The sequence below is a fragment of the Brevibacterium sp. BRM-1 genome (assembly GCF_026802075.1).
GTDB lineage: Bacteria > Actinomycetota > Actinomycetes > Actinomycetales > Brevibacteriaceae > Brevibacterium > Brevibacterium rongguiense.
Map to the genome: position 1 here is coordinate 45,687 of NZ_CP113788.1, position 26,366 is coordinate 72,052.

Consider the following 26,366-nt stretch of genomic DNA (forward strand, 5'->3'; position numbering starts at 1 on the left):
CGGAGGGCGGTCGATGCGGGAGGGCGGCGCTCAGAGCCGGCCGCTGGCCTTGAGGTCGATGTAGAGGTCCGCGAGCGCCGGAGCCAGCGCCTCCGGCGGCCGCGTCACGGTGTGCAGCCCGAGCTCGCCCAGGGCGTGGGCGAGGGAGTCCGCCTCGAGCATCTCGTGTTCGGCCGCCGCGGCGCGGTAGACCTGCGCGGGGGTGGCGCGGGGCCCGGCCATGGGCTCGAGGTCCGGGTCGCTGGGGGCGGCGAGGGCCACCGTGTGGCGGGCGCGCAGCACGGGCAGGGCGGGCAGCAGGTCGCGGGCGATGGTCTCCGTGTCCAGCGCGGTGACGAGCACGACGAGCGCGTGGGAGGGCGCCGCGGACAGCACGGCGGAGGCGATCGCCGGCCAGTCGGCGTCGTAGAGCTCCGGGTAGACCGGCGCGAGCTCATGGGAGAGGCGGCCGAGGGGATCGGAGCCGGTGAGCGGGCCCACCCGGGCGCGCACCCGGGCATCGGCGACGATGACGTCGACGCGATCGCCGGCCCCGGCGGCCAGGGCCGCGAGCAGCATCGCGGCCTCGAGTGCCGCATCGAAGACGGTGCCCGCGCCGCTGCGGCGCGCTGCCAGCCGCGAGGAGTCGATGACGATGACGACCCGGCGGTCGCGCTCGGGCCGCCACGTGCGCACGATGAGCTTCTGGGCGCGGGCGGTGGCGCGCCAGTCGATCGAGCGGACATCGTCGCCGCGCACGTATTCGCGCAGCGAGTCGAACTCCGTGCCCATGCCGCGCACCATGAGGGCGGTGCGGCCGTCGAGCTCGCGCAGCCGCTGCCGCTTCGAGGGCAGGTAGCGCCGCGAGCGGAACGGCGGCATGACGCGGATGCTGGCCGGCACGTCGAAGCTGCGCTGGCGGGCGACGAGGCCCAGCGCGCTCGCCGAGCGCAGGGTGAGCCGGTCCGCCGGCAGCACGCCGCGGCGGGTGGGCATGAGTTCGAGGCGCCGCTCGCGCACCTCGCCGGGTGCGAGCACGGCCCGGAAGCGGGTCTCCCGCGCCCCGGCCGAGGGCGCCCACGCGTCGCGCACCAGCAGGCGCGCGCGGCGCCGACCGGTGTTGCGCAGGGTCAGCCAGGCGTGGGCGGGCTGGTCGAGGCGCACGCGGGGCCCGGGCGTGCGCCGTGCGGCGATGGCCCGCGGGGACGGCGCGGCCGCCCAGTCCAGCAGGCCCGCCAGACAGACAGCGGTCAGGCAGGCCGCGGCGACCGCGGGGCGGGGCACGAGCATCACCGGGATCCCGGCGAGGGCCACGAGCACCGCGAAGCGCCACGTCAGGGCCATCAGCGGGGGACCGGGGTGGAATCGATGACGGCGGCGATGACCTGGTCTGCGCCGATCCCGTCCATCTGCGCTTCGGGGCGCAGGATGACGCGGTGGCGGAACGTGGCCGGGGCCAGCGCCTTGACGTCGTCGGGCGTGATGAATGCCCGCCCGGCCAGCCAGGCGCGGGCGCGGGCCGCGCCGAGCAGGCGGGTGGCACCGCGCGGCGAGACGCCCAGGGCCAGCGAGGGCGCCGCGCGGGTGGCCTGCACGAGGTCGACGAGGTAGCCCAGCACCTCGGGCGCCGCGTGGATGCGCCCGGCCCGCGCGCGCGCCGCGCGCACGGCCTGGGCGTCGAGCAGGCGGGTGAGCCCCGCGGCCTCGAGCTCGCGGGCGTCGAAGCCGGCGGCGTGGCGCCGGAGGATCTCCAGCTCGCCCGCGCGATCCGGGGGGTCCATGACGAGCTTGAAGAGGAAGCGGTCGAGCTGGGCCTCCGGCAGCGGGTACGTGCCCTCGTACTCGAGGGGGTTCTGGGTGGCGGCGACGAGGAACGGATCGGGCAGGGCCCGCGCCTCCCCGTCGACGGACACGCGCCGCTCCTCCATGGCCTCGAGCAGGGCCGACTGGGTCTTGGGCGGGGTGCGGTTGATCTCGTCGGCGATGAGCAGGTGGGTGAACACCGGACCGGCCCGGAACTCGAACCCGCCGGCCGCCGCATCGAAGACGAGCGAGCCCGTCACGTCCGCCGGCATGAGGTCCGGGGTGAATTGGATGCGGGAGTGGGCGAGGTCGAGGGCCGCGGACAGCGTGCGCACGAGCAGCGTCTTCGCCACGCCCGGCACGCCCTCGATGAGGACGTGGCCGGAGCACAGCAGCGCGATGAGGAGGCCGTCGAGGGCCGCGGTCTGCCCGACCACGATCCGGCCCACCTCGCGGCGCACGGCGTCGAAGCCCTCGCGCAGGTCGTGGTCGATGAGCTCGAGGGCGTGCTCACCGGCCAGCCGCGCCTCGAGTCCGCTGCGCGGCGCGTGCTGCGGCGGCGGGGGCACCGCGCCGGCGGGGGCGCCCGCACCGGCCGGGCCCGCCGGGCCGGCCAGGGGGTTTCCGGGGCTCCCGGCGTTATCGGGGCTCGCCGGGTACCCGGGGTGCGCAGGCGCGGCGGGCCCCGCATGGCGGCCGCGCCGCTCGGCGGGTGCCTCCCGCTGGGGGCGGCCGGACTCCGGGGGCTCGGTGTGGGTGGGCTGGGTCATGGGGTGTCGGCCTCGCTCTCGATGGAGTGGATGGTCTGGGCGAGCGCCACGAGCTCGGCCTCGCTCACGGGGCGGGCGTGCAGGAGCGCGCGGTCCACGGCGGCGGGATCGCGGCCCGAGGCGCGGGCCGCGGCGGCGCTGATCTCGGCCGGGCGCGCGGTGCGCGGCAGGCCGAGCCGGCGGGCCAGGCGCAGCAGCGCCCCGGTCCGCAGGTCCGCCAGCGCCGGGTCGCGGGCGCCGGCGCGCTGGAGCAGGCCCGCGCGGCCGAGCACGGTCTCGATGGGCGGGACCACCACGGGCAGCCGCTCGACCGCCAGGGGGCCGAGCCTGCGCCCGCGCCACAGCAGCAGCGCGGCGGCCACGGGGATGAGCCACAGGAGCGCTGCGCGGAACCACGGGGGGACCGCGCCCAGGAGGGTGCCGCCGTCGTCGGCACCGCCAAGCGAGGATTCGTCCTGCGCGTAGTAGTAGACGACGGAGCGGTGGCCGCCGGCGGCGCCGAGGGCCAGGGCGGCGTTGCCCTCGTCCGCGAGGTGGGCGTTCGAGAGCCAGTCCGCGCTGCCGAGCGCGACGAGCGAGCCGCGGCCCAGCTGGGTGCGGGCCAGGCCCCCGTAGCCGGCCTGGGCCCCCGCGGGCCGGTAGCAGACGTCGACGCGCTGGTGGCCCGCGGCGCCGTAGGTCACCTGCGGGGCCGTGACGGGCCCGGCGCGCGCAGCCAGGCGCGCGCCGCATCCGGGCTCCACGGCGCCGGTGCCGGCGCCGCCGCCCAGGCCGGCCGTGATGGCCTGCGTGAAGTCGGCGGTGCCGGAGTCGGGGGCGACGAGCACGAGGTCGCCGCCGCGCCGGCCCACCCGGGTGGCAAGCTCGGCTGCGTCGTCGGCGGCCATCGCGTCGGGCTGGGCGACGACGACCGTCGTGTCCGGCCGATCGGCCAGCGCGAGCGCCTCGTCGCGCGACTGCGTGGTGGCGACGTCCGCTCCGTGCGCGCCCAGCAGCGCCACGAAGGCGTGGGCGCCCTCGGGCTTGAACGAGTCGTAGTGGCCAGCGCGGGACTCCGCGCCGGCTGCGGCGAAGGCGAAGACGGCGATCGCGGCCAGGAGGACCGCCGCGGCGCCGGAGATCCACAGGGCCGAGGAGCGGGCGGCCGCGCGCACCCGGGCCCCGGCGCCCGGCCCGGCGGGGGAGAGCGTGCCGCGCAGCGCGACGTCGAGCCCGGCGCTCACCGGGCGACCGCCGCCGCGGTCCCCGCCGCGGGCCTCTCTGCCGGCGCGCCGGGCGCCGCCCCGGAGCGCGCGGAGACGGCCGCGTCGAGGGCGACGAGCGCCTCGTAGTCGGCCGGCGTCGCCGCGCGCTCGCCGAACGTCACTGCGTCGAAGAGCTCGCCGGCCGCCCGCAGCCGCGCGGCGTGGGCGGGCAGTCGCGCGGCCGCGGCGGCGCTGAGCTCGGCCGCCGTGCTCGCGGGTCCCACCGTGAGCTCACCGCGCCGGGCGAGGACGGCGAAGACCGTGCGGGCGCGCTCCTGGACGGCCAGGCCGAGCTCGCCGCGCGCCCAGGCCGCCGCGCTGGCCGCCCGCAGGCGATCCGGATCGGCTCCCTGGGCGAGCGCCGGGCGCTCGAAGAGGGCGGGGTCGAGGGCGCTGCCGGTCCCGCGGCGCACGCGCAGCACGATGAGCACCGCCAGGCCCGCGATCGCCGCGAGCAGCACGAGGACGAGCCAGGGCGACTCGATGCCCCCCACCGCCTCGCCGAGCGAGGAGAAGAGCGCGCGGATCGCCGCTCCGATGCGCTCGAAGAACGTGACATCGGAGTCGCGGTAGTCCGGGTCGGAGGACAGCTCCCGGTGCGCCCACTCGCGGGCCTCCTCGCGGCCCGGGGCGATGGCTGCGAGCGCGACCGCGGCGCGAAGCGCGCTCATCCGCGCGCCTCGGCCTCGCGCAGGAGCACGAGGTCGTAGCCCTCGGCGCGCATGCGGCGGTCGAAGTAGACGACGGCTGCAAGACCCGCCCAGTACGCCATGAGGACCGCGACGGAGGCGATGCTCGCCGCGACGAGGGCGAGCCCCAGGCCCGCCGCGATGCCGATCGCCAGGCCGCCCGAGAGCTCGGAGCCCGCCGCCAGGGCGAGCACCACGAGCGCCGCGGCGTAGAGGACGAGCAGGAGCGGGGCGATGACGACCTCGAGGATGCGCGAGGACAGCCAGGAGCCGAAGAGCAGCTGGCCGAGGGTGCGCCAGAAGCCGCAACGCGTCAGCGCCCACGAACGGCGCACGGCGGCGCGCCCGCCCAGGCGCTCGCAGGCGATCGCGGGCCCGGTGAAGGCCGTGCGCACCGCCAGGTAGACGGTCAGCCCCACCCAGAGGACGAACCCGATGACCATGAGCGCGGTGGCGGCCAGCGTGCTGTGCAGGCCCGCGGCGATGAGCCCGGGCAGCGCGCAGAGCGCCAGCAGCGCCACGTGGCAGCCGAACAGCGCCGCGACCGTGCCGATGAGCCGCAGCCGCACGCCGCGCAGCTCGGCCCACGCGCGCCCGAGGCCCAGCCGCTCGCCCGTGAACGAGGCGTGCGCGGCCAGGGCGGCGAAGGCCCCGGCGAACTGGATGAGCGAGAGCGTGAGCAGCGAGTGCGCAACCGCGCCGAACTGGGCGAGCAGCGCGAACCCGGAGAGCGCCTCGGGGTCGGAGAAGACGGTGGTGAGGAAGCCCATCGAGAGCCAGACGAGGAACGCGAGCAGCGCCCCGAGCGCCAGGGTCCACAGCGCGTTGACGACGAGCGCGAGGCCGACCGTCGCCCCGGGCTGGGCGCGGATGAGGCGGAAGCCGCCGTCGAGGCCCTCGATGAAGCGCAGCGGGCGCTTGGGCAGCGTGCCAGGCTTGGCCGGGGGGCGCCAGGCGGGGCGCGCGGCGCGCGGGTCGGCGGGCACAGGGCGCCCGGTGCGCCAGTCGGTGCGCTGGTTCCATGCCTGCGCCGAGGTCGTGAACACCGTGCTCCCTCCGGCCGTCGCTGCTGCCCGCGGCCGCCCGGGGCGCGGCCCGGCCCCTGCGGCCCGTCCCATCCTGCCAGGCCGGGCCCGATTTGTCCCTCGCCCCGCGCACCGCCGCGCCCGCCTGCGTCGCTCGCCCACTTCCGGGTGCCGGTGGGGGACAATGGGGGCATGAACGCTCGGATCCTCGTCGTCGACGACGACACTGCCCTCGCGGAGATGATCGGCATCGTGCTCAAGAGCGAGGGCTTCGACCCCTCGTTCTGCGCGACCGGCGACGGCGCGCTCGACGCCTTCCGCGCCTCCCGCCCGGACCTCGTCCTGCTCGACCTCATGCTGCCCGGCAAGGACGGCCTCGAGGTGTGCCGGGAGATCCGCGAGGAGTCCGGGGTGCCGATCATCATGCTCACCGCGAAGTCCGACACCGTCGACGTGGTCCTCGGCCTGGAGTCCGGCGCGGACGACTACGTGCCCAAGCCGTTCAAGCCCAAGGAGCTCGTGGCCCGCGTGCGCGCGCGTCTGCGCCTGGCCGAGCCCGCGGCCCCGGAGATCCTCACGGTCGGCGACGTCAGCGTCGACGTGGCGGGCCACACCGTGACGAAGGGCGGCAAGCCCGTCTCGCTGACCCCGCTCGAGTTCGACCTGCTCGTCGCGCTCGCCCGTCGCCCCTGGCAGGTCTTCTCCCGCGAGACCCTCCTCGAGGAGGTGTGGGGCTACCGCCACGCCGCGGACACCCGGCTGGTCAACGTGCACGTCCAGCGCCTGCGCTCGAAGATCGAGCGCGACCCGGAGAAGCCCGACATCGTCGTCACCGTGCGCGGCGTGGGCTATAAGGCCGGGCAGCCCACGTGAGCCGCGGCCCGCGGGCCGGCGCGCGGCCGCGGGCGCTGCGCCTGCTGCGCGCGGCCGGCCGGGGCCTCGCCGCACTGTGGCGGGCGATCGTCTTCGCATTCACGCGCTCTCTGCAGCTGCGGATCATCGCGCTGACCTCGGTCCTCACCGTCGTGGCGATCTACGGGGTGGGCTCGTTCATGTCCCAGCAGATCGCCCGCGGCCTGTTCGAGGCGCGGCGCAACTCCGTGTCCAACCAGACCGCCGGCTACGTCGCCGAGTTCGAGTCGCTCTCCGGCATCACGGACCGCGACGAGCTCGTCGACACGCTCAACACCCAGCTGCGCTCGAAGGTCTCGAACTCGCCCACGCCCCTGCGCTCGATCGCGCTCGAGCCCGTGGGCGGCAACCGTTCGGTGCCCCCGATCGGCGCGTTCCCCTACGGCGAGGAGTCCGTGCGGGTGGCGGACCTGCCCGGCGAGTTCCGCTCGGCGGTGGCCGACGGGCAGGACGGCGAGCAGCTCTACGAATCGGTGGAGCTGCCGGGCTCGCTGCACTCGCCCGGCCTCGTCATCGCCCAGCGGGTGACGATCCCGCAGGCGGGCTCGTTCGAGCTCTACGTCGTCGCGGACCTCGAGAAGGAGCAGGACACCCTCGAGTTCGTCCAGCGCGCCCTCCTCGTGGCCGGCCTCGTGCTCGTCGTCCTCGTGGGCGCGATCGCGTGGATCGTCACCCGGCTCGTCGTCGTCCCCGTCCGGACGGGCGCGCAGGTGGCCCGCCAGCTCGCCGACGGCGATCTCGACCAGCGCATGCCGGTCAACGGCAGCGATGAGATCGCCACGCTCGCGGAGAGCTTCAACGACATGGCGGACGCACTGCAGGACCAGATCACCCGGATGGAGCAGCTGACCGTGCTCCAGCGCCAGTTCGTCTCCGATGTCTCGCACGAGCTGCGCACGCCGCTCACGACGATCCACATCGCCTCCGACCTCATCTACGAGTCCCGCGAGGACTTCGACGAGTCCACCCGGCGCAGCGCCGAGTTGCTGAACTCGCAGGTGGAGCGCTTCGAGCTGCTGTTGGGCGACCTGCTGGAGATCTCCCGCCACGATGCGGGCGCGGCCCAGCTCGTGACGAAGCCCGTGGACCTGTCCGAGATCGTCACGGGGGTCATCGACACGGTGGCCGTCGTCGCGGAGCAGGCGGGCACCGAGCTGCTGGTCCACGCGCCGTCCTCGCCCGTCATGGCGGAGGTCGACCGCGTGCGCGTCACGCGCATCGTGCGCAACCTCGTCGTCAACGCGATCGAGCACGGGGAGCAGCGGCGCATCGACATCTACGTCGGCTCGAACGCGGAGGCGGCCGCGATCAGCGTGCGCGACCACGGCGTGGGGATGAGCGAGGAGCAGGTCGAGCACGTCTTCGACCGGTTCTGGCGCGCCGATCCCTCGCGACGGCGTACGCTGGGCGGCTCGGGGCTGGGCCTGGCGATCTCGCTCGAGGACGCCCACCTGCACGCCGGCTGGCTGCAGGCCTGGGGCCGCACGGGCGAGGGCTCGTGCTTCCGCCTCACGCTGCCGCGCCGCCAGGGCCAGGCGATCGCCTCCTCGCCGCTGCCGCTGCCCCCGGCCGACGCGGTGCTGCGCGGCGGCACGACCCTGGTCGCAGGCCCCAGCACCTCGGACGGCTCCGTGCGGGTGCAGACCGGCTCGATCCCCATCGTCGTCGAGGTCGCCGAGCACTCCGCCGAGGCCGCCGACCAGCAGGGCGGCGCGCGGTCTGATGGCACCGCGCGGTCCGGCCCCGCGCAGTCCGACGGTGCGCAGTCCGGCGGCGCCGCGGCCGGCGGGGCAACAGCCCCCGGCGGGGCCGAAGCCGCCGGGGGCCGCGCGCCGGGCCCCGGAGCCGAGCCGACCGAGGAGGGCCCATGAGACCGCTGCGAAGCGCCCATCGCACCCGACCGCAGGCGCGGCCACGGGTGCGGACCCGCGTGCGCGCGGCCCTGGCCTGTGCGTGCGCGCTGGCGCTGCTGAGTGGCTGCGCCTCGATCCCCGATTCCGGGGGCATCGGGCGCATCGACGTGGGCGATGCCGGCCCCAATGTCCAGTCGCGCATCGACCCCGACGGCCCCGCCGAGGACGCGGACCCGGACGAGATCGTGCGCGGCTTCCTCACGGCGGGCGCGGGCTACTCGAACAACTTCGCGGTCGCCCGGTCCTTCCTCACCGACGACTTCTCCGACCGCTGGAATCCCCAGGCGCAGGTCGCGGTGCTGCCCTCGGGGGTCAGCCTCGACTCCGTGACGAGCGAGATCACCTCGAACTCGCAGCGGATCGCGCTGAGCGTGCCCGTGGGCGCCACCCTCGATGAGTCCCGGATCTACCGGGAGGCCGGGGACAACACGAACTCCTCCATGAAGTTCTCCCTGCGCCAGGTCAACGGGCAGTGGCGGATCTCGAAGGCCCCCGACGGCCTGCTGCTGTCCGCGACGAACTTCGCCACCCTGTTCCAGTCCTATGCGCTGTACTACTACACGCCGGACTACAAGAACCTCGTGCCGGACGTCCGGTGGTTCATCCGCTCGCCCTCGACGGCCACGGAGGTCATTGCGGAGCTGCTGCGCGGGCCCTCCGACTACCTTTCCGGCGCCGTCGTGTCCGCGGCCCCGGACGGCACGCAGCTCGACCCGAAGTCCGTCACCGTCTCCGAGGGGCGCGCCGAGGTGGGCCTCGCCCGCCCGGAGGGCAGCCTGGACGATCGGACCGCCGGGCGCCTCGTCGACCAGCTCGAGGCGAGCCTCACCCAGATCAGCTCGATCACCTCGGTGTCCGTCACGAGCGCCGGCGCCGAGCTCGACTCGAAGGGCGGCGGCGCGGATGCCTCCGTGCAGATCGACTCGCGGCCCATCGTCGTCTCCGACCGCCGGATCGCGACCGTGGAGGGCAGCGCGTTCACGCCCGTGGAGCGCTCGCCGCGGCTGCCCGTCGGCGCCCGGGACCCGGCCGTGGCGATCGACGGCTCCGTCTACGCCTACCTCACGAAGGACGGCAAGGAGATCCGGCACTTCTCCGCGGGGGAGGGCCGCGACCACCAGATCGTGCGCGGCGCGCAGCTCGTGGGCCCGAGCTTCGACCGCTACGGCTGGATGTGGACCGCGGAGGCCTCCGGCAAGTCGCTCATCGCGGTGAGCTCCGGCGGCGACTCGACCCGCCTGGCCGCGAAGTTCCTGGGCGATCGGACGATCCGCAGCCTGCACGTGTCCCGCGACGGCTCGCGCGTGGGGGTGCTCTCCGCCGACTCCTCCGGCCGCCAGCGCCTCGACATCGTGGGCATCGCGCGCAGCGAGCGCTCCGAGCCCGCCCGCCTGGCGGCCTCGCCCCTGACCCTGGGGCAGGAGTTCACCTCGCTCACGGAGTTCTCCTGGGCGGGGGCGGACACCGTCGCCGTGCTCGGCAACACCGGCGACGGCGGCGTCCAGCCGTTCTCGATGCAGGTCTCCGGGCCCGCCTCGGCGCTCGGCACGATCTCCGATGCCGCGCGCATCGCCGCAGCGGAGGACCTGCGCTCGGTGCGCGTGGGCACCGCCGGGGGCTCGCTCTACACGTACTCGGGCGGCTCGTGGCAGAAGATCGTCGACGCGAAGGCCTACGATCCGGCCTACGCCGGCTGAGCCGCCCCCGCTGTCCACAGGCCGCCGAGGCGCTGGTGCGCCCGCGGGCGGGCTCGGGCACGCTGGGGCGATGGCGCGGATGCTGGGGGAGCTGCTCGACCTCGTCGTGCCGCGCAGCTGCGCGGGCTGCGGGGCGGAGACCGTGACGCTGTGCGCGGACTGCGCGGCAGGCCTCGACTCCCCGCTGATCTCCCAGGTGCCGCGCTACGGCACGCGCACCGTGGTGGCGGCCGGGGAGTACGCGGGGGTGCTGCGCGCCGGGCTGGTGGGCTACAAGGAGCACGACCGCCGCGACCTCGTCCGCATCCTCGGCCTGCTCCTCGCCCGCGCCGTCGTGGGCGCGCTCGAGGCCCGCCCGCTGGCCGCTCTGCCGGTGCTCCTCGTCCCCGTGCCCTCGGCCCGGCGGGCGGTGCGCCGGCGCGGGGCCGACCACGTGGCGGCGCTCGCCGCGCAGGCGGCGCTGGTGCTCGGCGCCGAGGGGCTGCGGGCGCGCCCGGCGCCCGTGCTCGAGGTCCGCGCCCATCGCGACCAGGTGGGCTTCGGGGCGCGGCAGCGCCGGCGCAACGTGCGCGGCTCGCACGGCCTGCGGCCCGGAACGGGGGCTGTCGTCGCGCGCTGGCCGGGGCGCGCGCGGATCGTCCTCGTCGACGACATCGCCACCACCGGCGCCACGCTCGCCGAGGCCGCGCGGGTGCTGGTGGCCGCGCAGGCGCCCCCCGATGCCTGCGCCGTCGTCGCGCTGGCCCCCGGCGGCCCCCGCCCGCCGGGCTGAGCGCCGTGGGACGCAGCGGTCCGCCATCCGGGCGGCACACGAGGCCACGGTGGTCGCAGCCCCCATTTGCGGGCGCGATGTTATTTAATGAAGGCACCCCGTACTGGGGCTCCCGGTGCGGGGACGAAGGAACCGACGGCGCAAAGGAGAAGCATCATGGACATCGTGGTCAGGGGACGGCACGTCACCGTCTCGGACAGCTTCCGCTCTCACATTGAGGAGAAGGTCTCCAAGGTCGAGCAGCTCGCGCCGCGCGCGCAGCGCGTCGAGGCCGTCGTCACGCACGAGGCCAGCGCGAAGCAGCCCGAGACGGCCGAGCGGATCGAGATCACCGTGATCGGCAAGGGCCCGGTGCTGCGCGCCGAGGCCTGCGCCTCGGACAAGCACGCCGCCCTCGACCTCGCCTGGGCCAAGCTCATGGAGCGGCTGCGCCGCGCCCGCGACCGCCGCAAGGTCTCCCGCCAGGGCAAGCACCGCCCGCCGTCGACGGCCGAGGCGCTGGCCGATCTCGAGGCCGCCCAGGCCGAGCTCGCGGACCAGCCGGGCGCAGACGAGCAGCCGCCCACCGTGGACCGCACCGGCGGCCGGGTGCCCGCCGAGGGCGATTCCCCCGTGCTGCTGCGCGAGAAGAACTTCCCGGCCGACCCGATCGCGCTCGAGGAGGCGCTCAACCGCATGGAGATGGTCGGGCACGACTTCTACCTCTTCATCGACGAGCAGACCGGCAAGCCCTCGGTCGTCTACCGCCGCCGCGGCTGGAGCTACGGGGTCATCGCCCTCGACTCGGAGCTCGCCGCGACCGCGGACTGAGCCCGTGGCCCAGACGATGTCGCCGGAGGCGGCCAGGCGCTGTGCCCTGGCCGCCTCCGGCCTTGCCGGCCCGCGGCCGCGCACCGCCGATGCCCGCTCCCTGCGCCGTGTGTTCGACACGCTGCGCCTGTCCCAGGTGGACTCGGTTTCCCGGGTGGTGCGCTCGCACTACCTGCCCTTCTTCTCCCGCCTGGGCGCCTACCCGCAGCCCACCCTCGACCGGCTGCTCGGGCAGGCCCCGCGCATGGGCGTCGAGTACTGGGCGCATGCCGCGGCCTATGCCCATCCCAGCACCGTCGCGATGTTCGACGGCCGCCGCGCGGACTGGTACCGCTACGACTACGGCCAGGCCGATCCGGAGCACGGCGCGGCGTTCGCCCGGCTCATGCGCGAGCTGCTCGCGGCGCTGGCCGAGGGCCCGGGCACGGCCCGCGAGCTCGCGGGCCGCGTCGAGCACGGGCTGCCCGAGCGCCGCCGCGACCACTGGGGCTGGAATCCCACCCGCACGAAGTCCGCCCTCGAGGCGCTCTTCGCCGCGGGCAGCGCGTCCGTGGCACGGCGCAACCAGCACTTCGAGAAGGTCTTCGCGCTCCCGGCCGACGTCCACCCCGACCTGCCAGCGCCGGAACTGCGCTTCGGGCCCCCGGACGATCCGCAGGCGGGCATGCGCGCCGGAGCGCGCCTGCCGCGCGGGATCGGCGGGCGGTCCAACGATGCCCAGGGCCTGATCCGGCAGGCCGCCGCGGCCCTGGGCGTCGCGTCGCTCGACTGCCTGGCCGACTACTTCCGCCTCACGGTCGCCGAGGCGCGCCGGGCCGCCCACGAGCTCACGGCAGCCGGTGAGCTGATCCCCGTGGAGGTTGCGGGCCGCGAGGCCTTCCGCTGGCACGCGGCGCGCGTGCCGCGCGCGGTCGACGCATGCGCCCTGCTCGCCCCGTTCGACCCGCTCGTCTTCAACCGCAGGCGCATCGCCTGGCTGTTCGGCTTCGACTACCGGATCTCCATCTACACGCCTGCCCACCTGCGCGAACACGACTACTACGTGATGCCGTTCCTGTGCGGCGAGCGGCTCGTCGCACGCGTCGACGCAGTGGCCGACCGTGCCGCCGGAACGCTGAGCGCCCGCGCCCACTGGGAGCCCTGTGCCCGGGCCGGCGAGGCCGGCCCCGCCGGCCGGGCGCCCACGGGGCCGAGCGCCTCGGGCGCGGTGCCGGCCCGGCTGCGCGCGCGCCTGAGTGCGGAACTCGAAGAACTGGCGCGGTGGCTGGGACTTGGCCGGGTGCAGTCCACGCTAAGCTGAGGGGCGCAAGTCTGTTGTCTGCGGCCGCACGGGCGGCCGGGTGCTAGGAGAGACGTGGCCAACATCCTGGAGAAGATGCTCCGGTTCGGCGAGGGCCGCACGCTGAAGAAGCTGCGGAACTATGCGACGGCGATCAACAATCTTTCCGATGAGTTCGAGGAGATGACGGACGCGCAGATCCGGGAGGAGACGGACCGCTTCAAGGAGCGCCACGCGGACGGCGAGAGCCTCGACTCCCTGCTGCCGGAGGCGTTCGCCGCCGTGCGCGAGGCATCGGCGCGCACCGTGGGCCTGCGCCACTTCGACGTCCAGCTCATGGGCGGGGCCGCCCTGCACCTGGGCAACATCGCGGAGATGAAGACCGGCGAGGGCAAGACCCTCGTGGCCACCGCCCCCTCCTACCTCAACGCCCTGTCCGGCAAGGGCGTCCACGTCGTCACGGTCAACGACTACCTGGCGGGCTACCAGTCCGAGCTCATGGGCCGCGTGTTCCGGTTCCTCGGCATGGAGACCGGATGCATCCTCTCGCAGATGACCCCCGACGAGCGGCGCAAGCAGTACGCGGCGGACATCACCTACGGCACGAACAACGAGTTCGGCTTCGACTACCTGCGCGACAACATGGCCTGGTCGGTCGACGAGATGGTCCAGCGCGGGCACAGCTTCGCGATCGTCGACGAGGTCGACTCGATCCTCATCGACGAAGCGCGCACCCCGCTCATCATCTCCGGGCCCGCCGACGGCGACGCCAACCGCTGGTACGGCGAGTTCGCCAACGTCGTCAAGCGCCTGCGCCCCGAGCGCGACTACGAGGTCGACGAGAAGAAGCGGACGATCGGCATCCTCGAGGCCGGCATCGACCGAGTGGAGAACTACCTGGGCATCGGCAACCTCTACGACGCCGACCACACGCCGCTCATCAGCTTCCTCAACAACGCGATCCGCGCCAAGGAGCTGTTCAAGCGCGACAAGGACTACGTCGTCCTCGACGGCGAGGTGCTCATCGTCGACGAGCACACCGGCCGCATCCTCGCCGGACGCCGCTACAACGAGGGGCTCCACCAGGCGATCGAGGCCAAGGAGGCCGTCGAGGTCCAGCCGGAGAACCAGACGCTCGCGACGATCACCCTGCAGAACTACTTCCGCCTCTACGACAAGCTCTCCGGCATGACCGGCACCGCCGAGACCGAGGCGGCGGAGTTCATGTCGACCTACAAGCTGGGCGTCGTGCCGATCCCCACGAACAAGCCCATGCAGCGCAAGGACCAGTCCGACCTCGTGTACAAGAACGTCGAGGGCAAGTTCGATGCGGTCGTCGACGACATCGCCGAGCGCCACGCGGAGGGCCAGCCCGTCCTCGTCGGCACCACGAGCGTGGAGAAGAGCGAGTACCTCTCGCAGAAGCTCGCGAAGAAGGGCATCGAGCACGAGGTGCTCAACGCGAAGAACCATGCGCGCGAGGCCGCGATCATCGCGATGGCCGGCCGCAAGGGCGCCGTGACGGTGGCCACGAACATGGCCGGCCGCGGCACCGACATCATGCTCGGCGGCAACGCCGAGCACCTGGCCGTCGCGGAGATGGCCGCGCGCGGACTGGACCCGGAGGAGGACTCCGAGGAGTACGAGGCGCAGTGGGGCGACGTCCTCAACGCCGCCGAGGAGCGGGTCGAGGACGAGGCCGCCGAGGTGCGCGAGGCCGGGGGCCTCTACGTACTCGGCACGGAGCGGCACGAGTCGCGCCGCATCGACAACCAGCTGCGCGGCCGCTCAGGGCGCCAGGGCGATCCGGGTGAGTCGCGGTTCTACCTGTCGCTGCAGGACGACCTCATGCGGCTGTTCGGCTCGGGCGCCGCCGAGCGGATCATGGCCACGGCGAACGTGCCCGACGATGTGCCGCTCGAATCGAAGATGGTCTCCCGCGCGATCCTGTCCGCGCAGACCCAGATCGAGCAGCGCAATGCGGAGCAGCGCAAGAACGTGCTCAAGTACGACGACGTGCTCAACCGCCAGCGCACCGTCATCTACGACGAGCGCCGCGAGGTCCTCGAGGGCGCCGACCTCACCGATCAGGTGGAGCGGTTCCGCCACGACGTCATCCGCGCCTACGTGGATGCGGCGACGGCCGGCCCGCCGGAGACCTGGGAGCTCGACAGGCTGTTCGAGGGCCTCTCCGAGCTCTACGACTCGACGATCACGGTCGATGAGCTCGTCGAGGACGCGGGCGGCCAGGCCAACCTCGACCGCGCGCGCCTGACCCGCGAGCTCCAGGCCGATGCGGATGTCGCCTACGACCGCCGCGAGGCCGAGCTGGGCGAGGAGGCCACCCGCGAGCTCGAGCGCCGGGTGGTGCTCTCCGTCATCGACCGCCGGTGGCGCGAGCATCTCTACGAGATGGACTACCTGAAGAACGGCATCGGGCTGCGGGCGATGGCCCAGCGCGATCCGCTCGTGGAATACCAGCGCGAGGGCTTCGAGATGTTCAACACCATGCAGGAGGGCATGAAGGAGGACGTCTTCCGGCTGACGAACAAGCTCGAGGTCACGGTGTCGATGAACCCGGGGGAGGATCCCGAGGATCCGAGCGACGACTTCGTCGAGGTCGAGGCCGAGGAACTCAAGCCCAAGAAGCCGGAGATGCACCTCTCCGCGCCGTCCGAGACCGGCGATGCCGAGGAGGTCGACGAGGGCGCCGACGGGTCCACTGGCGGGTCCGGTGGTCGCGGTGCGCGGCAGGCCCCGGCCAACCGCGCCGAGCGGCGGGCCAAGAACAAGAAGCGGTAGGCGCCCCGGCCTTGCCCAGCGCGGGCTGCCGGTGCGCTGGCCACCGCGCTGGCCGGTCCGGTGCCCACCGCGCCTGCCGGTGGGGCGCCCAGGTCACCTGCCGAGGCGAGGGCGCTGCCGCCCGCAGATGGCGCCGCCGCCCGCGAACTGTGCCGCCTACAGGGTGAGCAGCTGCGTGACGATCCAGCGGCCGCGATGGGTCTCGAGGCGCAGGGCCACCGCCCGGTGGCGGCGCCGCGTGCGGATGACGACGCACGCCTCGACGATGTCCTCGCTGATCCGGCAGATGCGCGGCCGCCCCGGTGCGAAGCCCAGGTGCTGCGGCGCCTGCGTGCGGCTGAGCTCGGCGCGCAGCTCGGCGCTCACGCGGATCCGCTCGAGTAGCGCGGGCTCGAACCAGCGGGCGATCGCGCGCAGGGCGCGCAGCCCGTGGAGCACCTCGACCGCGGCCAGGGCCAGTGAGGCCGCCGTGCGCTGCAGGTCGTCGTCGGCGGGCTCCGGGGGCAGTGGCTCCGCGCGCCGGCGGGCCAGCGGGTGCGCGCGCTGCTGGGCGGCGGCCTCGCGGTGCGGTCTGCGCAGCGTCAGTTCCTGTGTCATGGCATGTCCAATCTCTGTCCCGGCAGGATGAGGTCCGGGTCCGGTCCGATCCGGGCGCGGTTGGCGCGGTAGAGCTCGGCGACCCGCCGGGCGGTCTGGGCGTTCGATGCCGTGGGCGCCGTCCGCTGCGCGATCGACCACAGGCTGTCGCCCTCGACCACGACGACGGTGCGCCGGGCATGCCCGTGGTCCCGCGGCCCGGCCTTCCGGCCGCTCGTGCGCTCGCCCTCGGTGCGGTGCGGTTCCCGGGCACGGTCGGCCTTCCGCGTCTCCCGCTCCGTGTGCTGGGGCTGGGAGGGATCGGCCGTGGAGGGGCGGTCGGCGGGGGCCGTGGGCGTTCCGGGCCCGTGGGGCGCGGTGATCGGCCAGCCCGGTGACGTCGCATCGGCGCCGGGAGCGTCCGAGGCCGGTGGACTGGACGGTGCGGGCTTCGAGGGCTGTGATTTCGAAGGCTGTGGCTTCGAGGTCGCCGGATTCGAGGCTGCCTGCGTCGCAGGCGTCGGCGTGGAGGCCGGCGGGTCCGTCAGCGGCCAGCCCGGGGAGGTGACCCGCCCGTCGACAGTCGCGGCGGTGGGCTGCGGGATGCTTGCCCGTGGGGTGAGCGGCCAGCCGGGGGAGGCAGGATCCGGTGCCGGCGACTGTGCGCGGCCGACCTGCGCCGCCGTGGCCTGCGCGGCGGGTGCGGCGGCCGGTGTCTGCGCGGCGGCCGCTCCGGCGCCCAGGCTGCCCGCCACCGCGGTGGCGGCCGCGACGCGCAGCAGGCGCGGGCTGAGGGCCACGGCCCATGCGGCGGCGCGCCGTGCCGCGCGCGGGCTCACCGGCCGCAGCAGCGCGCAGCCCAGGAGGCACACCGCGGACAGGTGCACCCGCAGCCCGGCCGCGACCACCAGGGCGCCGAAGCCCAGGACCGCGGCAGCGGCGGCGTCTCCCCGCCAGGCGGCCTCGGCAAGGGCGGGTGCGGCCACCGCCAGCGCGGCCGTGAGGGCGGCATGGGCCGCGCTGCAGAGAACGATCCGCCCGACCATGACAACCACCCCATCGACGCTGTGTGCGCCATACTGTGCCAAATGATGCAGTTTGATGTCAATAGATGATTCTCAGCGCTTGTGGTGGCGCTTGGGTGCGCGCATGATGGGGCGATGATCCCTTCTGACGACGGCCACGCGACCGGCGGGGCGCCCGTGGGAAGCGGGGGCGAGGCGCAGGCCCAGCCAGCCGAGCCGGGCGCCCCCGCCGCCCCAGCCGCCCCGCCCGCTCCAACCGCACCCGTCAGTCCTCCAGGCCCGGCCACCGGCCATCGGCAGCCCGCCGCGGAGCGCTTCGACGCGCTCTTCGCGGACCTCGCCGCGGCGGAGGAGGGCCGCGATGCCCACGAGCGGGCGGGCGGCTACTCGGACCTCGTCGCCGAGGCCTATGCCGACAGCGAGCTGGCCGCGCGGCTGGCGGGCAGCGTGGGGCGCCCCGTCGAGCTGCGCACCGCGCGCGCCTCGGCGGCGGGCCGCCTAACCGCGGTGGGTCGAGGGTGGTGCATCGTGCGTGATGGCGCCTCGGGCCTGCGCGTGCTCGTGAATGCCGCCCGCCTGGTGCGGGTGCGCCTGCGCGGGCGCGCGCACGCCGGCGAGCGCGGGATCTCAGCCCTGTCGATGGGCGCGCCCCTGCGCCAGTGGACCGCAGAGGGCAGGGCCGTGCGCGTCGAGCTCTCCGATGGCGGGAGCTCCGAGGGCGCCCTCGATGCGGTGGCCCGCGACTACGTGCAGCTGCGCGGGGCCCACGGGTTCGACGTCCTCCCCTTCGCGGCGATCGAGCTCGTGGCCGAGCTGCGCTGAGGGGTGCTGAGCTTTGCTGAGGGGCGCGGCTCAGACCTCGGTGCCGGACTCCACCTCGGCCTGGGTCTGGCGGTACATGCGCTGGATGTAGTCCTCGAGCTCGGACTTCTCCACGCGCCACTGGCCGCGGCCGCCCACCTTGATGGCGCGCAGCTCCCCGGAGCGCACGAGTGCGCGGGCCTGGGCGGCGGAGACGTTGAGGATCTCGGCGACGTCGGTGAGGGGCAGGAAGCGGGCTTCGACGACCATGGGGTTCCCTTTCGCCGGGGGTGTGCATAGCATTCCGATTCCGGAGCAGTCGCAGGACCGGCGGTGCGGGCGCCCGGCGAAGCCGAAGCACTGCCGAAATCGCATGATCCTGGTCTTGCCTGAACCGTGTTTGTCGCTCGATAATAGCTCTTGATCGTATTTGGCATCTCCGGGCGCGCCTGGGGATCGGACATCGGAGTTCGACATGCCGACGCACGGCAGTTCCCGCTTCCGCCGCCCCCGCTGGCGCGATCCGCGCGTGCTCATCGGCGCCGTCCTCGTCCTCGCCTCGCTGCTGGGCACCTGGTACGTCGTGCGCGCCGCCGCCCGCACCACCACCGTCTGGGCCGCCGGCACGCCGCTGGTCCCCGGTGCGGTCATCGCGCCCGAGGACCTCGTCCCCCTCGAGGTCCGCCTGCCCGAGGGGGAGAGCGCCGCCGCCTACATCCCGTCCGCGACCCGCATTCCGGAGGGCTCCACGGTGCTCTCGGCCGTGCGCAAGGGCGAGCTGCTGCCGGCGGGCAGCCTCGCCTCGCCCGACTCGCTGGCCGGCCGGGTCATGGCGCTGGCCGCCGCCGATGCGCTGCCCGCCGCGGTGGGCGCGGGCTCGCGCGTGGACGTGTGGGCGACCCCGGACGAGGACGGCGCCAAGCCCCACGAGATCCTGCGCACGGCCCAGGTCATCGCGGTGACCCGCGACGACGGCGGGTTCGCGGCGGACCGCGGTGCGCGCATCGAGGTGTTCGTGCCGACGGCCGCCCTCTCCGGCGTGCTCGCCGCGGTCGGGGCCGGGGAGCGCCTGGCCGTCGTCGCGGTGCCGGAGCCGGCGGCCGGCCGATGATCGGGGCCATCGTCGCGGTCGACGTCGAGTTCGAGGCCGGCCTCGTGGCCGCCCTCACCGGCCTGGCCGATGTCGAGGTCCTCGCGCGGCCCGCCGACGACGTCGACCTCCTCGCGGCGGCCCAGGCGGGCCAGGGCTCCGTGGCCGTTCTCAGCAGGCATTTCCCCGGTGCCGACGCCGAGGTCGTCCGGCGCCTGCTCGGCAGCGGCGCGAAGGTGCTGGGGTTCGGCGCTGATGCCGAGGTCTTCGCCCGCTGGGGCGTGCGCCACACGGTCTCCCCGTGGGCTGAGCCCGAGGCGCTGGCCGCGGCCCTGCGCGACTGCGCCGCCGATCTCGAGGCCCCACCCAAGCCCGCCGCGCCCCCGGCGGGCGGCTCCGGCGCCCGCCGCGCTCCGCTCATCGCGGTCTGGGGGACGGGATCGGCGCCCGGGCGCAGCACGGTCGCGGCGGGCCTCGCCCATGCGCTCGCCCAGTCCGTGGAGTGCGTCCTCGTCGACGCGGACACCGTCGCGGCGGCCCAGGCGCCCATGCTCGGCATCCTCGACGACGCCCCACACCTGGCGGCGCTGTGCCGCGCCGCGGCGGCCGGTCCGCTCGACGCGGAGCAGGTGGGCGCGCACATCGTGCCGCTGTCGCAGCGGCTGGGCCTCGTGACCGGGCTGAGCCGCCCCGAGCGCTGGCCGGAGATCCGCCCGGGCGTGCTCGCCGAGGTGCTCGGCGCCCTGGCCGAGCGCGCCCAGTGCCTCGTCGCCGATGTCTCCGACCGCATCGACCCGGACGACGAGTTCGCCGACCCGCACTACGACCGCCACGGGGCCACCCGCGCGGTCCTCGACGCCGCCGACCACGTCGTCATCGTCGCCGGCGCGGAGCCCCTGAGCCTCCAGCGCCTCATCGCACTGCTGGCGGGCGAGCGCGGCCAGGAGCTCCGCGAGCGGTGCACCATCGTGCTCAACCGGGTCCGGGCCCAGGCGGTGGGTGCGGACCCCGAGCGGCGGATCGCCGAGACGCTCGAGCGCTTCGCGGGGGTGGTCGGCGCGACCATGCTGCCCGATGCCCGCCCGGACGTCGATGCTGCGCTGCTGGCCGCCCGCACCGTGACCGAGCACGCGCCGCACTCCGCGCTCTCCCGCGCGCTGCGGAAGCTCGCCGCGCAGCTGCCGGTGCCGGGGGCCGCCCAGCCGCGGCGGGCCGCTGGCGGCCGCCGCGGCCGCCGGGGCAAGATGAAACCATGACGACGCTTCGCGCCTATGCGCCCCTCACCCTCCCGCAGCTGGCCGCCGCCTGGCCGGACCCGCAGATCCCGCTCGCCTACGCCCCGGACGCCGCGGGCCGGGCCCTGAGCGGCGATGACCTGGAGGAGGCGGAGTGGCTCGCGCTCAGCGCCGCTGCCGAGCACGCCGCCCGCGAGGCGGCGGCCGGCGGCCGGCTGCGCGCGGTCCTCGCAGTCGATGTGACCGGGGCGCAGGAGACCGCGCTCGGCGCGGGCCTCGTCGCGGTGGCGCCCGCGGAGGCCTCGGAGATCGCGATCGTCAGCGCCCACCTCGACGAGCCGGGGCTGGCAGCGCGCCTCGGGCGCGGCCAGGAGGCCGACGCGCAGGCGCTGAGCGAGGCGGCCCTGCTGTGGTATGACCCCTCAGAGCTGCGCGATGTCCTCGATGGACTGCCGCAGGATCTTCTCGACTGAGGGCGACACCGCGGCCTCGATCATCGGGCCGATGAGCGGCGCCGTGCTCGTGACATCGGCGTGGGCGACGACCTCGGAGCCCCCCGCGCCGCCGCTGACCTCGAGGCGCGCCGCCATGGTCACCGGCGCTCCGGGCACCTGCGCGTCGATGTCGGCGGAGACCGGCTGGGCGCTGGCCGGCGAGGTGCGCACGCGCAGCTGCACCGCGGCCCCGGCCGGCAGGAGTCTGACCGCCACCGCCGGCACGTCCTCCGCGTCGATCGGCGCGCTGGCGCGGATGTCGAGGCCGGCCTCGGGCGTGCCCTCCACGCGGGAGGCGTCGCCGTCCCACGCCTCCGGGCGGGCCATCGCGGCGAGGAACTCGGCGGGGGACTGGGGGATCTGCGTGGTGAAGTCGATCGAGCGCATGCCCCCAGTCTGTCACGCCCCCTGCCGCGCGCGGGGCCCGGCGAACCGCGCGCAGCCGCCCGGCGCATGCCCGTGGGCGACCGCCGGGCGCCCCGAACCCCGCGCCACCGCATAGAGTAGGCCTGGGCATCGACGACGAACGCCCCTGAGTGAAGCGAGAGCAACGAGGTGACATCGTGACCGAGGTCTACGCGACCGAGATCGCACGTGCGTGGACGGAGCTGACGGGGCAGATTCCCCCCACCGGGCTGCTGTCGTCGTACTTCTTCCGCATCGACCGCGGCGAGTACTCCGCGCAGGGGCCGCGCGCCATGGCCGAGCGCGCGCGCCGGCACTTCGAGCTCGCCGAGCGCTTCACCGGCGACCGTCCGGCGATCGAGCTGCGCAATCCCGAGCCCGGCGACGCCGACTACAGCGGCAACCGCACCGTCATCGCGATCGTCGTGCGCGATATGCGCTACCTGCTGTCCTCCCTCGTCGCCGACCTCACCGGCGCGGGCTACGCGATCCGCGCCGTCCACCACCCGCAGCCGGTCACGGAGCGGGCCGGGGGCCACCTCACGATCGTCGACCCCGACGACGTCGAGCGGATGTCGACCGCCACCTCGGCGCTGCCCGTGATCCGCCCGGGCATGTCCAACACCGCCCGCCGGATCGAGTCGTGGATCCGCATCGAGATCGACCAGGTCCCCGCGGAGCGCTTCTCGGAGCTCGCCGAGGAGCTCGAGCGCATCATCACCGTCGTCGCCGCGGCCGAGGACGACCGCGACGCGATGGCCGGCAAGGCGGAGGAGATCGCCGCCGAGCTGCGCGCCCACGCGCCCAGCGCCGAGCTCGCCGACGAGGCCGCGGTGGCCGCCGACCTGCTCGACTGGCTCGACGGGCGCTTCGCCTTCATGGGCTACCGGGAGTACACGCTGGGCGAGGACTCGGCCGGCAACACGACGCTCGAGCCGGTGCCGGACACGGCGCTGGGCATCTCGACGCTGCGGGAGACGACGAGCTCGCCGCTCTCGCGCGCGGTGGCCGCCCACACGCTCGACCGCCACGTCCTCGTGCTCACGAAGGCCAACTCCCGCTCGCAGCTCGTGCGGCGCGGCTACATGGACTACCTGGGCGTCAAGACCTTCGACGCCGAGGGCAACATCGTGGGGGAGCGGCGCTTCGTGGGCCTCTACACCTCCGGGATGTACAACGCCTCGGTCCTCGACATCCCCGTCATCAAGCAGAAGGTCTCCTGGGTGCTGCGCAACTCGGGGCTGGCGCGCGACTCCTACTCCGGCAACGAGCTGCTCGACGTGCTCGAGACGTATCCGCGCGATGACCTCTTCCACGCCGATCCGCAGGACATCCTCGACGTCGCGCTCGCGGTCATCGACCTCCAGGAGAAGCGCGAGTCGAGCGTCTTCATCCGCCGCGATGCCTACGAGCGCTACGTCTCCGTGCTCGTCTACGTCCCCCGCGACCTCTACGACACCGCCTCCCGGATGCGCGTGGAGAAGGTGCTGCGCGAGTTCTACCGGGCCGAGAGCGTCGACTTCGACGTGCTGCTGACCGACTCGGCGCTCGCCCGCCTCCACTTCGTCGTGCGCGCGGCCCGCGACGAGCTGCTGCCCGACATCGCCCCGGACCGGGTGGCCGGGCGCATCCGCTCGGCGGTGCGCTCGTGGCACGAGGACGTGCGCGAATACCTCGCCCCCTCCGACACGAAGCTGACCTCCCGCGCGCTCGAGCGCGCCCACCTGTGGGCCGCCTCGTTCCCGCCCAGCTACCTCGAGCACAACACCCCCCATGATGCCGTCGCCGATGTCGCCCGCTTCGAATCGCTGGCCTCGGACGCGCAGCCCCTCGTGCGCGTCCACCGCGAGTTCGGCACCGACGAGAGGCGCCTGCGCCTCGCGTTCTACCGCCTCGAGCCCGCGGGCCTGACGCAGGTGCTGCCCTACCTGTCGAACCTCGGCGCGCAGCTGCTCGACGAGCGCTCCTACGAGCTCACCCTCGCCGACGGCACCCATCGCTACATCTACGACTTCGGCCTCGAGTTCGAAGCAGAGGTCCCGGAGACGGAGTTCGAGCGCATCGAGGAGGCGTTCGTCGCCGGCTGGCTGGGCAAGCGCGAGTCCGGCCGGATGGACCGCCTCATCGTCTCGGGCCTGCGCTGGCAGGACGTGTCGATCCTGCGCGCCTTCACCCACTACCTGCGCCAGGCCGGCTTCTCCTACTCGGACCCCTACATGGGCCAGGTCTTCACCTCCAATCCGGAGATCTCCGCGCTGCTCGTGGGCTACTTCAATGCGAAGTTCGACCCGGAGCTGCTGCCCGTCGCAGGCACCCGCGCCGAGCACATCGACAAGATCCGCGAGCGCATCCAGGACGAGCTCTCCGGGGTCTCGAGCCTGGACGCGGACCGCGTGCTGCGGGCCGTGCTCGACCTCATCACGGCGATGGTGCGCACGAACGTCTTCCAGCCCGCCGACGGGTCCCTGCCGGAGGCGAGCGTGTTCAAGATCCACCCGAACGAGCTCGACTTCGTGCCCAAGCCCAAGCCCGCGCTGGAGATGTGGGTGTACTCGCCCGAGGTCTCCGGCGTCCACCTGCGCTTCGGGCCCGTGGCGCGCGGCGGCCTGCGCTGGTCCGATCGCCGCGACGACTTCCGCACCGAGGTGCTCGGCCTGGTCAAGGCGCAGATGGTCAAGAACGCGCTCATCGTGCCCACCGGGGCGAAGGGCGGCTTCTTCCCCAAGCGCCTGCCCGACCCCGCGGTCGACCGGCAGGCCTGGGCGGAGGCGGGCCAGCACGCCTATGAGGTCTTCATCAACGGCCTCCTCGACGTCACCGACAACCTCGTGCCCACCGCCGAGGGCACGCAGACCGTCCACCCCGAGCGCACCGTCATCCACGACGGCGACGACAGCTACCTCGTCGTCGCGGCCGACAAGGGCACGGCGAAGTTCTCCGACGTCGCCAACGGCATCGCCGAGCGGCGCGGGTTCTGGCTGGGCGACGCGTTCGCCTCCGGGGGCTCGGTGGGCTATGACCACAAGGCCATGGCGATCACCTCGCGCGGCGCGTGGAAGTCCGTCGAGCGCCACTTCCGCGAGCTCGGCGTCAACACGGACGCCGAGGACTTCACGGCGGTCGGGATCGGCGACATGAGCGGCGACGTGTTCGGCAACGGCATGCTGCGCAGCCCGCACACGAAGCTCATCGCCGCGTTCGACCACCGCGACATCTTCATCGATCCGAACCCGGATCCGCAGGCCTCGTTCGCCGAGCGCCGGCGCCTCTTCGACGTCCCGCGCTCCTCGTGGCAGGACTACGACCGCTCCCTCATCTCCTCCGGCGGGGGCGTCTACTCGCGCTCGGCGAAGTCCGTCGTGCTCTCCGCCGAGGCCGCCGAGGCGCTCGGCATGAAGCCGGGCCGCGTGGCCCCGGGCGACCTCATCCAGGGCATCCTGCGCGCGCCCGTCGACCTGCTCTACAACGGCGGCATCGGCACCTACATCCGCGCCGAGTCGGAGACGGACTCGCAGGTGGGCGACAAGGCCAACGACGCGATCCGCATCACCGGAGCCGAGGTGCGCGCCCGGGTCGTGGGCGAGGGCGGCAACCTGGGCGCCACCCAGCTGGGCCGCGTCGAGGCGGCGCTGGCGGGCGTGCAGATCAACACCGACGCGGTGGACAACTCCGCCGGCGTCGACTGCTCGGACCACGAGGTCAACATCAAGCTGCTGCTCTCCGGGCTCATCGACGCGGGCGAGGTCGCCGCCGCGGACCGCGAGGAGGTCCTGCTGTCCATGACCGACGAGGTCGCCGACCTCGTGCTGGCCAACAACTACAGCCAGAACACCGCGCTCGGCGATGCCCGCGAGCAGTCCTCGGCCATGCTGGGCACCCAGCGCCGGCTGCTGCGCTACCTCGAGCGCAATGCGGGACTCGACCGGGCGGTGGAGTTCCTGCCGGACTCGAAGGCGCTCGCGCGCCGCGCCGAGGCGGGGCGCGGCTTCGCGTCCCCCGAGCTCGCCGTGCTGCTCGCCTACGTGAAGATGGACGCGGTCCAGCGCATCCTCGCCTCCGAGGTCCCGGACGAGCCGTTCATGCGCGCCCACCTGCGCGCCTACTTCCCGGCCGCGCTCGGCGGCTACGGGGAGGCGCTCGAGCGCCACCCCCTGCACCGCGAGATCGCCACCGCCCGGCTCGTCAACCGGATGGTCGACCGCGGCGGGCTGACCTACGTCTTCCGCCTGCTGGAGGAGGCCAACACGTCTGTGGCGCAGGTGGCGCGCGCGTTCTCGGTCGTCTCGGCGGTCTTCGACCTCGACGAGCACTTCGATGAGATCTGCGCGCTCGACAACGTCGTGCCCGCCCACGTACAGAACGAGCTCATCAACAACTACGTGCGCCTGCTCGACCGCGGCTCGCGGTGGCTCATCCACCAGGCCAGCGACGCCCTCGACGTCGAGGACGGCATCGCCGCCTACCGCCCGGTGGTCGCGGCGCTGCGCGAGTCGGTGCCGGGCATGCTGCGCGGGCGCGACCGCAGCGACCTCGAGGACCACGCCGCCGCCTACGTCGGGGCCGGCGTACCGCAGGGCCTCGCCTTCCGCGCCGCGGGGCTGCTCGACGAGTTCGCCCTCCTCGACATCGCGCAGGCGGCCCAGCGCACGGGCCTCGAGGCCGAGGACGTGGCGGAGGTCTACTACGCGGTGACCGACCTGCTCTCCGGGGCCGCGATCCTCGACCTCGTGGGCCAGCTCGACCGCCGCTCGCGGTGGACGGCGCTCGCGCGCGGCGCCCTGCGCGACGACTACTACCAGGCCGTGTTCTCCATCGCGATCGCGGTGCTGCGCTCCACCGAGTCGGACCGGCCCACGCCCGCGGAGCGCGCGGACGACCGCATTGCCCAGTGGCGCACGAGCAACGAGTACGCGCTCGAGCAGGTGCTCGCCACGATCGAGGAGGTCCGCGAGCTCGACGAGGTCGACCAGGCGCCGCTGTCGGTGCTGCTGCGGATGATGCGCTCGATCGTGCGCTCGACCGTGTGGCAGGCGGAGAACTCCTGA

21 protein-coding genes are annotated in these 26,366 nt (G+C 74.3%); 12 read left to right on the forward strand and 9 right to left on the reverse strand.

Annotated features, from left to right (window positions below; all coding sequences use genetic code 11):
• Positions 1–30: 30 nt before the first annotated feature.
• From BRM1_RS00190 to BRM1_RS00210, 5 genes are read right to left on the reverse strand one after another with little or no spacing between them, the layout of a single operon-like run.
• Positions 31–1,323: a DUF58 domain-containing protein gene (locus tag BRM1_RS00190; RefSeq protein ID WP_268526888.1), complete on the reverse strand. Its 1,293-nt coding sequence runs from the start codon at positions 1,321–1,323 to the stop codon at positions 31–33.
• Positions 1,323–2,552 (reverse strand): AAA family ATPase, encoded by a 1,230-nt coding sequence (locus BRM1_RS00195; RefSeq protein ID WP_268526890.1) that lies wholly within the window; start codon positions 2,550–2,552, stop codon positions 1,323–1,325. Before BRM1_RS00195 ends, BRM1_RS00190 begins: the two co-directional genes overlap by 1 nt.
• Positions 2,549–3,775 carry a DUF4350 domain-containing protein gene (locus BRM1_RS00200; protein ID WP_268526892.1) on the reverse strand — a complete coding sequence of 409 codons (1,227 nt, stop codon included), beginning with the start codon at positions 3,773–3,775 and terminating at the stop codon, positions 2,549–2,551. Before BRM1_RS00200 ends, BRM1_RS00195 begins: the two co-directional genes overlap by 4 nt.
• Positions 3,772–4,467, reverse strand: coding sequence for a DUF4129 domain-containing protein (locus BRM1_RS00205; RefSeq protein WP_268526894.1), 696 nt, complete (start codon positions 4,465–4,467; stop codon positions 3,772–3,774). Before BRM1_RS00205 ends, BRM1_RS00200 begins: the two co-directional genes overlap by 4 nt.
• A complete protein-coding gene (locus tag BRM1_RS00210; RefSeq protein WP_268526896.1) occupies positions 4,464–5,531 on the reverse strand; it encodes a hypothetical protein in 1,068 nt (355 codons plus the stop codon). Before BRM1_RS00210 ends, BRM1_RS00205 begins: the two co-directional genes overlap by 4 nt.
• 171 nt (positions 5,532–5,702) lie before the next feature.
• Between BRM1_RS00210 and mtrA the strand changes: the two genes are divergently transcribed.
• The 7 genes from mtrA (at position 5,703) to secA (ending at position 15,695) form a co-directional block, all read left to right on the forward strand.
• The gene (gene mtrA, locus BRM1_RS00215) at positions 5,703–6,383 is read left to right on the forward strand and encodes an MtrAB system response regulator MtrA (protein WP_160954288.1); all 681 of its coding nucleotides are present in this window, start codon (positions 5,703–5,705) and stop codon (positions 6,381–6,383) included.
• A complete protein-coding gene (gene mtrB, locus BRM1_RS00220) occupies positions 6,380–8,293 on the forward strand; it encodes an MtrAB system histidine kinase MtrB (RefSeq protein WP_268526902.1) in 1,914 nt (637 codons plus the stop codon). The genes mtrA and mtrB overlap by 4 nt, the downstream gene beginning before the upstream one ends.
• Positions 8,290–10,032, forward strand: a complete 1,743-nt coding sequence (locus BRM1_RS00225) for an LpqB family beta-propeller domain-containing protein (protein ID WP_268526905.1) — start codon at positions 8,290–8,292, stop codon at positions 10,030–10,032. Before mtrB ends, BRM1_RS00225 begins: the two co-directional genes overlap by 4 nt.
• Before the next feature lie 70 nt (positions 10,033–10,102).
• On the forward strand, positions 10,103–10,804 hold the full coding sequence (locus BRM1_RS00230) for a ComF family protein (RefSeq protein WP_268526907.1): 702 nt from the start codon (positions 10,103–10,105) through the stop codon (positions 10,802–10,804).
• A gap of 156 nt (positions 10,805–10,960) precedes the next feature.
• Positions 10,961–11,614, forward strand: a complete 654-nt coding sequence (hpf, locus tag BRM1_RS00235; RefSeq protein ID WP_160954297.1) for a ribosome hibernation-promoting factor, HPF/YfiA family — start codon at positions 10,961–10,963, stop codon at positions 11,612–11,614.
• Positions 11,615–11,618: 4 nt separating this feature from the next.
• A complete protein-coding gene (locus tag BRM1_RS00240) occupies positions 11,619–12,914 on the forward strand; it encodes a winged helix-turn-helix domain-containing protein (protein WP_268526912.1) in 1,296 nt (431 codons plus the stop codon).
• Between the two features lie 54 nt (positions 12,915–12,968).
• A complete protein-coding gene (secA, locus tag BRM1_RS00245; RefSeq protein ID WP_268526915.1) occupies positions 12,969–15,695 on the forward strand; it encodes a preprotein translocase subunit SecA in 2,727 nt (908 codons plus the stop codon).
• A gap of 156 nt (positions 15,696–15,851) precedes the next feature.
• Here the strand turns inward: secA and BRM1_RS00250 are convergent, their stop codons facing one another.
• Together BRM1_RS00250 and BRM1_RS00255 are read right to left on the reverse strand one after the other, a co-directional pair.
• On the reverse strand, positions 15,852–16,292 hold the full coding sequence (locus BRM1_RS00250; protein WP_160954299.1) for an Rv3235 family protein: 441 nt from the start codon (positions 16,290–16,292) through the stop codon (positions 15,852–15,854).
• Positions 16,289–17,317 carry a LysM peptidoglycan-binding domain-containing protein gene (locus tag BRM1_RS00255; RefSeq protein WP_268526917.1) on the reverse strand — a complete coding sequence of 343 codons (1,029 nt, stop codon included), beginning with the start codon at positions 17,315–17,317 and terminating at the stop codon, positions 16,289–16,291. Before BRM1_RS00255 ends, BRM1_RS00250 begins: the two co-directional genes overlap by 4 nt.
• Positions 17,318–17,431: 114 nt before the next feature.
• Between BRM1_RS00255 and BRM1_RS00260 the strand changes: the two genes are divergently transcribed.
• Positions 17,432–18,118 carry a hypothetical protein gene (locus BRM1_RS00260; protein WP_268526920.1) on the forward strand — a complete coding sequence of 229 codons (687 nt, stop codon included), beginning with the start codon at positions 17,432–17,434 and terminating at the stop codon, positions 18,116–18,118.
• 30 nt (positions 18,119–18,148) lie between these two features.
• On the opposite strand, the gene BRM1_RS00265 is transcribed toward BRM1_RS00260, so the two are convergent.
• Complete coding sequence (locus BRM1_RS00265; protein ID WP_160953062.1) at positions 18,149–18,367, reverse strand: helix-turn-helix domain-containing protein; 219 nt, start codon at positions 18,365–18,367, stop codon at positions 18,149–18,151.
• A 205-nt stretch (positions 18,368–18,572) separates the two neighbouring features.
• Between BRM1_RS00265 and BRM1_RS00270 the strand changes: the two genes are divergently transcribed.
• The 3 genes from BRM1_RS00270 to BRM1_RS00280 are packed head-to-tail and all read left to right on the forward strand — an operon-like array spanning position 18,573 to position 20,895.
• Positions 18,573–19,208 (forward strand): hypothetical protein, encoded by a 636-nt coding sequence (locus BRM1_RS00270; RefSeq protein ID WP_160953063.1) that lies wholly within the window; start codon positions 18,573–18,575, stop codon positions 19,206–19,208.
• A complete protein-coding gene (locus BRM1_RS00275; RefSeq protein WP_268526926.1) occupies positions 19,205–20,443 on the forward strand; it encodes an AAA family ATPase in 1,239 nt (412 codons plus the stop codon). The genes BRM1_RS00270 and BRM1_RS00275 overlap by 4 nt, the downstream gene beginning before the upstream one ends.
• Positions 20,440–20,895: a DUF6912 family protein gene (locus BRM1_RS00280; RefSeq protein ID WP_268526929.1), complete on the forward strand. Its 456-nt coding sequence runs from the start codon at positions 20,440–20,442 to the stop codon at positions 20,893–20,895. Before BRM1_RS00275 ends, BRM1_RS00280 begins: the two co-directional genes overlap by 4 nt.
• Here the strand turns inward: BRM1_RS00280 and BRM1_RS00285 are convergent.
• Entirely contained in the window at positions 20,845–21,303 is a 459-nt protein-coding gene (locus tag BRM1_RS00285) for a DUF2505 domain-containing protein (RefSeq protein ID WP_268526931.1), read from the reverse strand. The two genes, BRM1_RS00280 and BRM1_RS00285, sit on opposite strands and share 51 nt — an antisense overlap.
• Positions 21,304–21,479: 176 nt before the next feature.
• Between BRM1_RS00285 and BRM1_RS00290 the strand changes: the two genes are divergently transcribed.
• The gene (locus BRM1_RS00290; RefSeq protein ID WP_268526933.1) at positions 21,480–26,366 is read left to right on the forward strand and encodes an NAD-glutamate dehydrogenase; all 4,887 of its coding nucleotides are present in this window, start codon (positions 21,480–21,482) and stop codon (positions 26,364–26,366) included.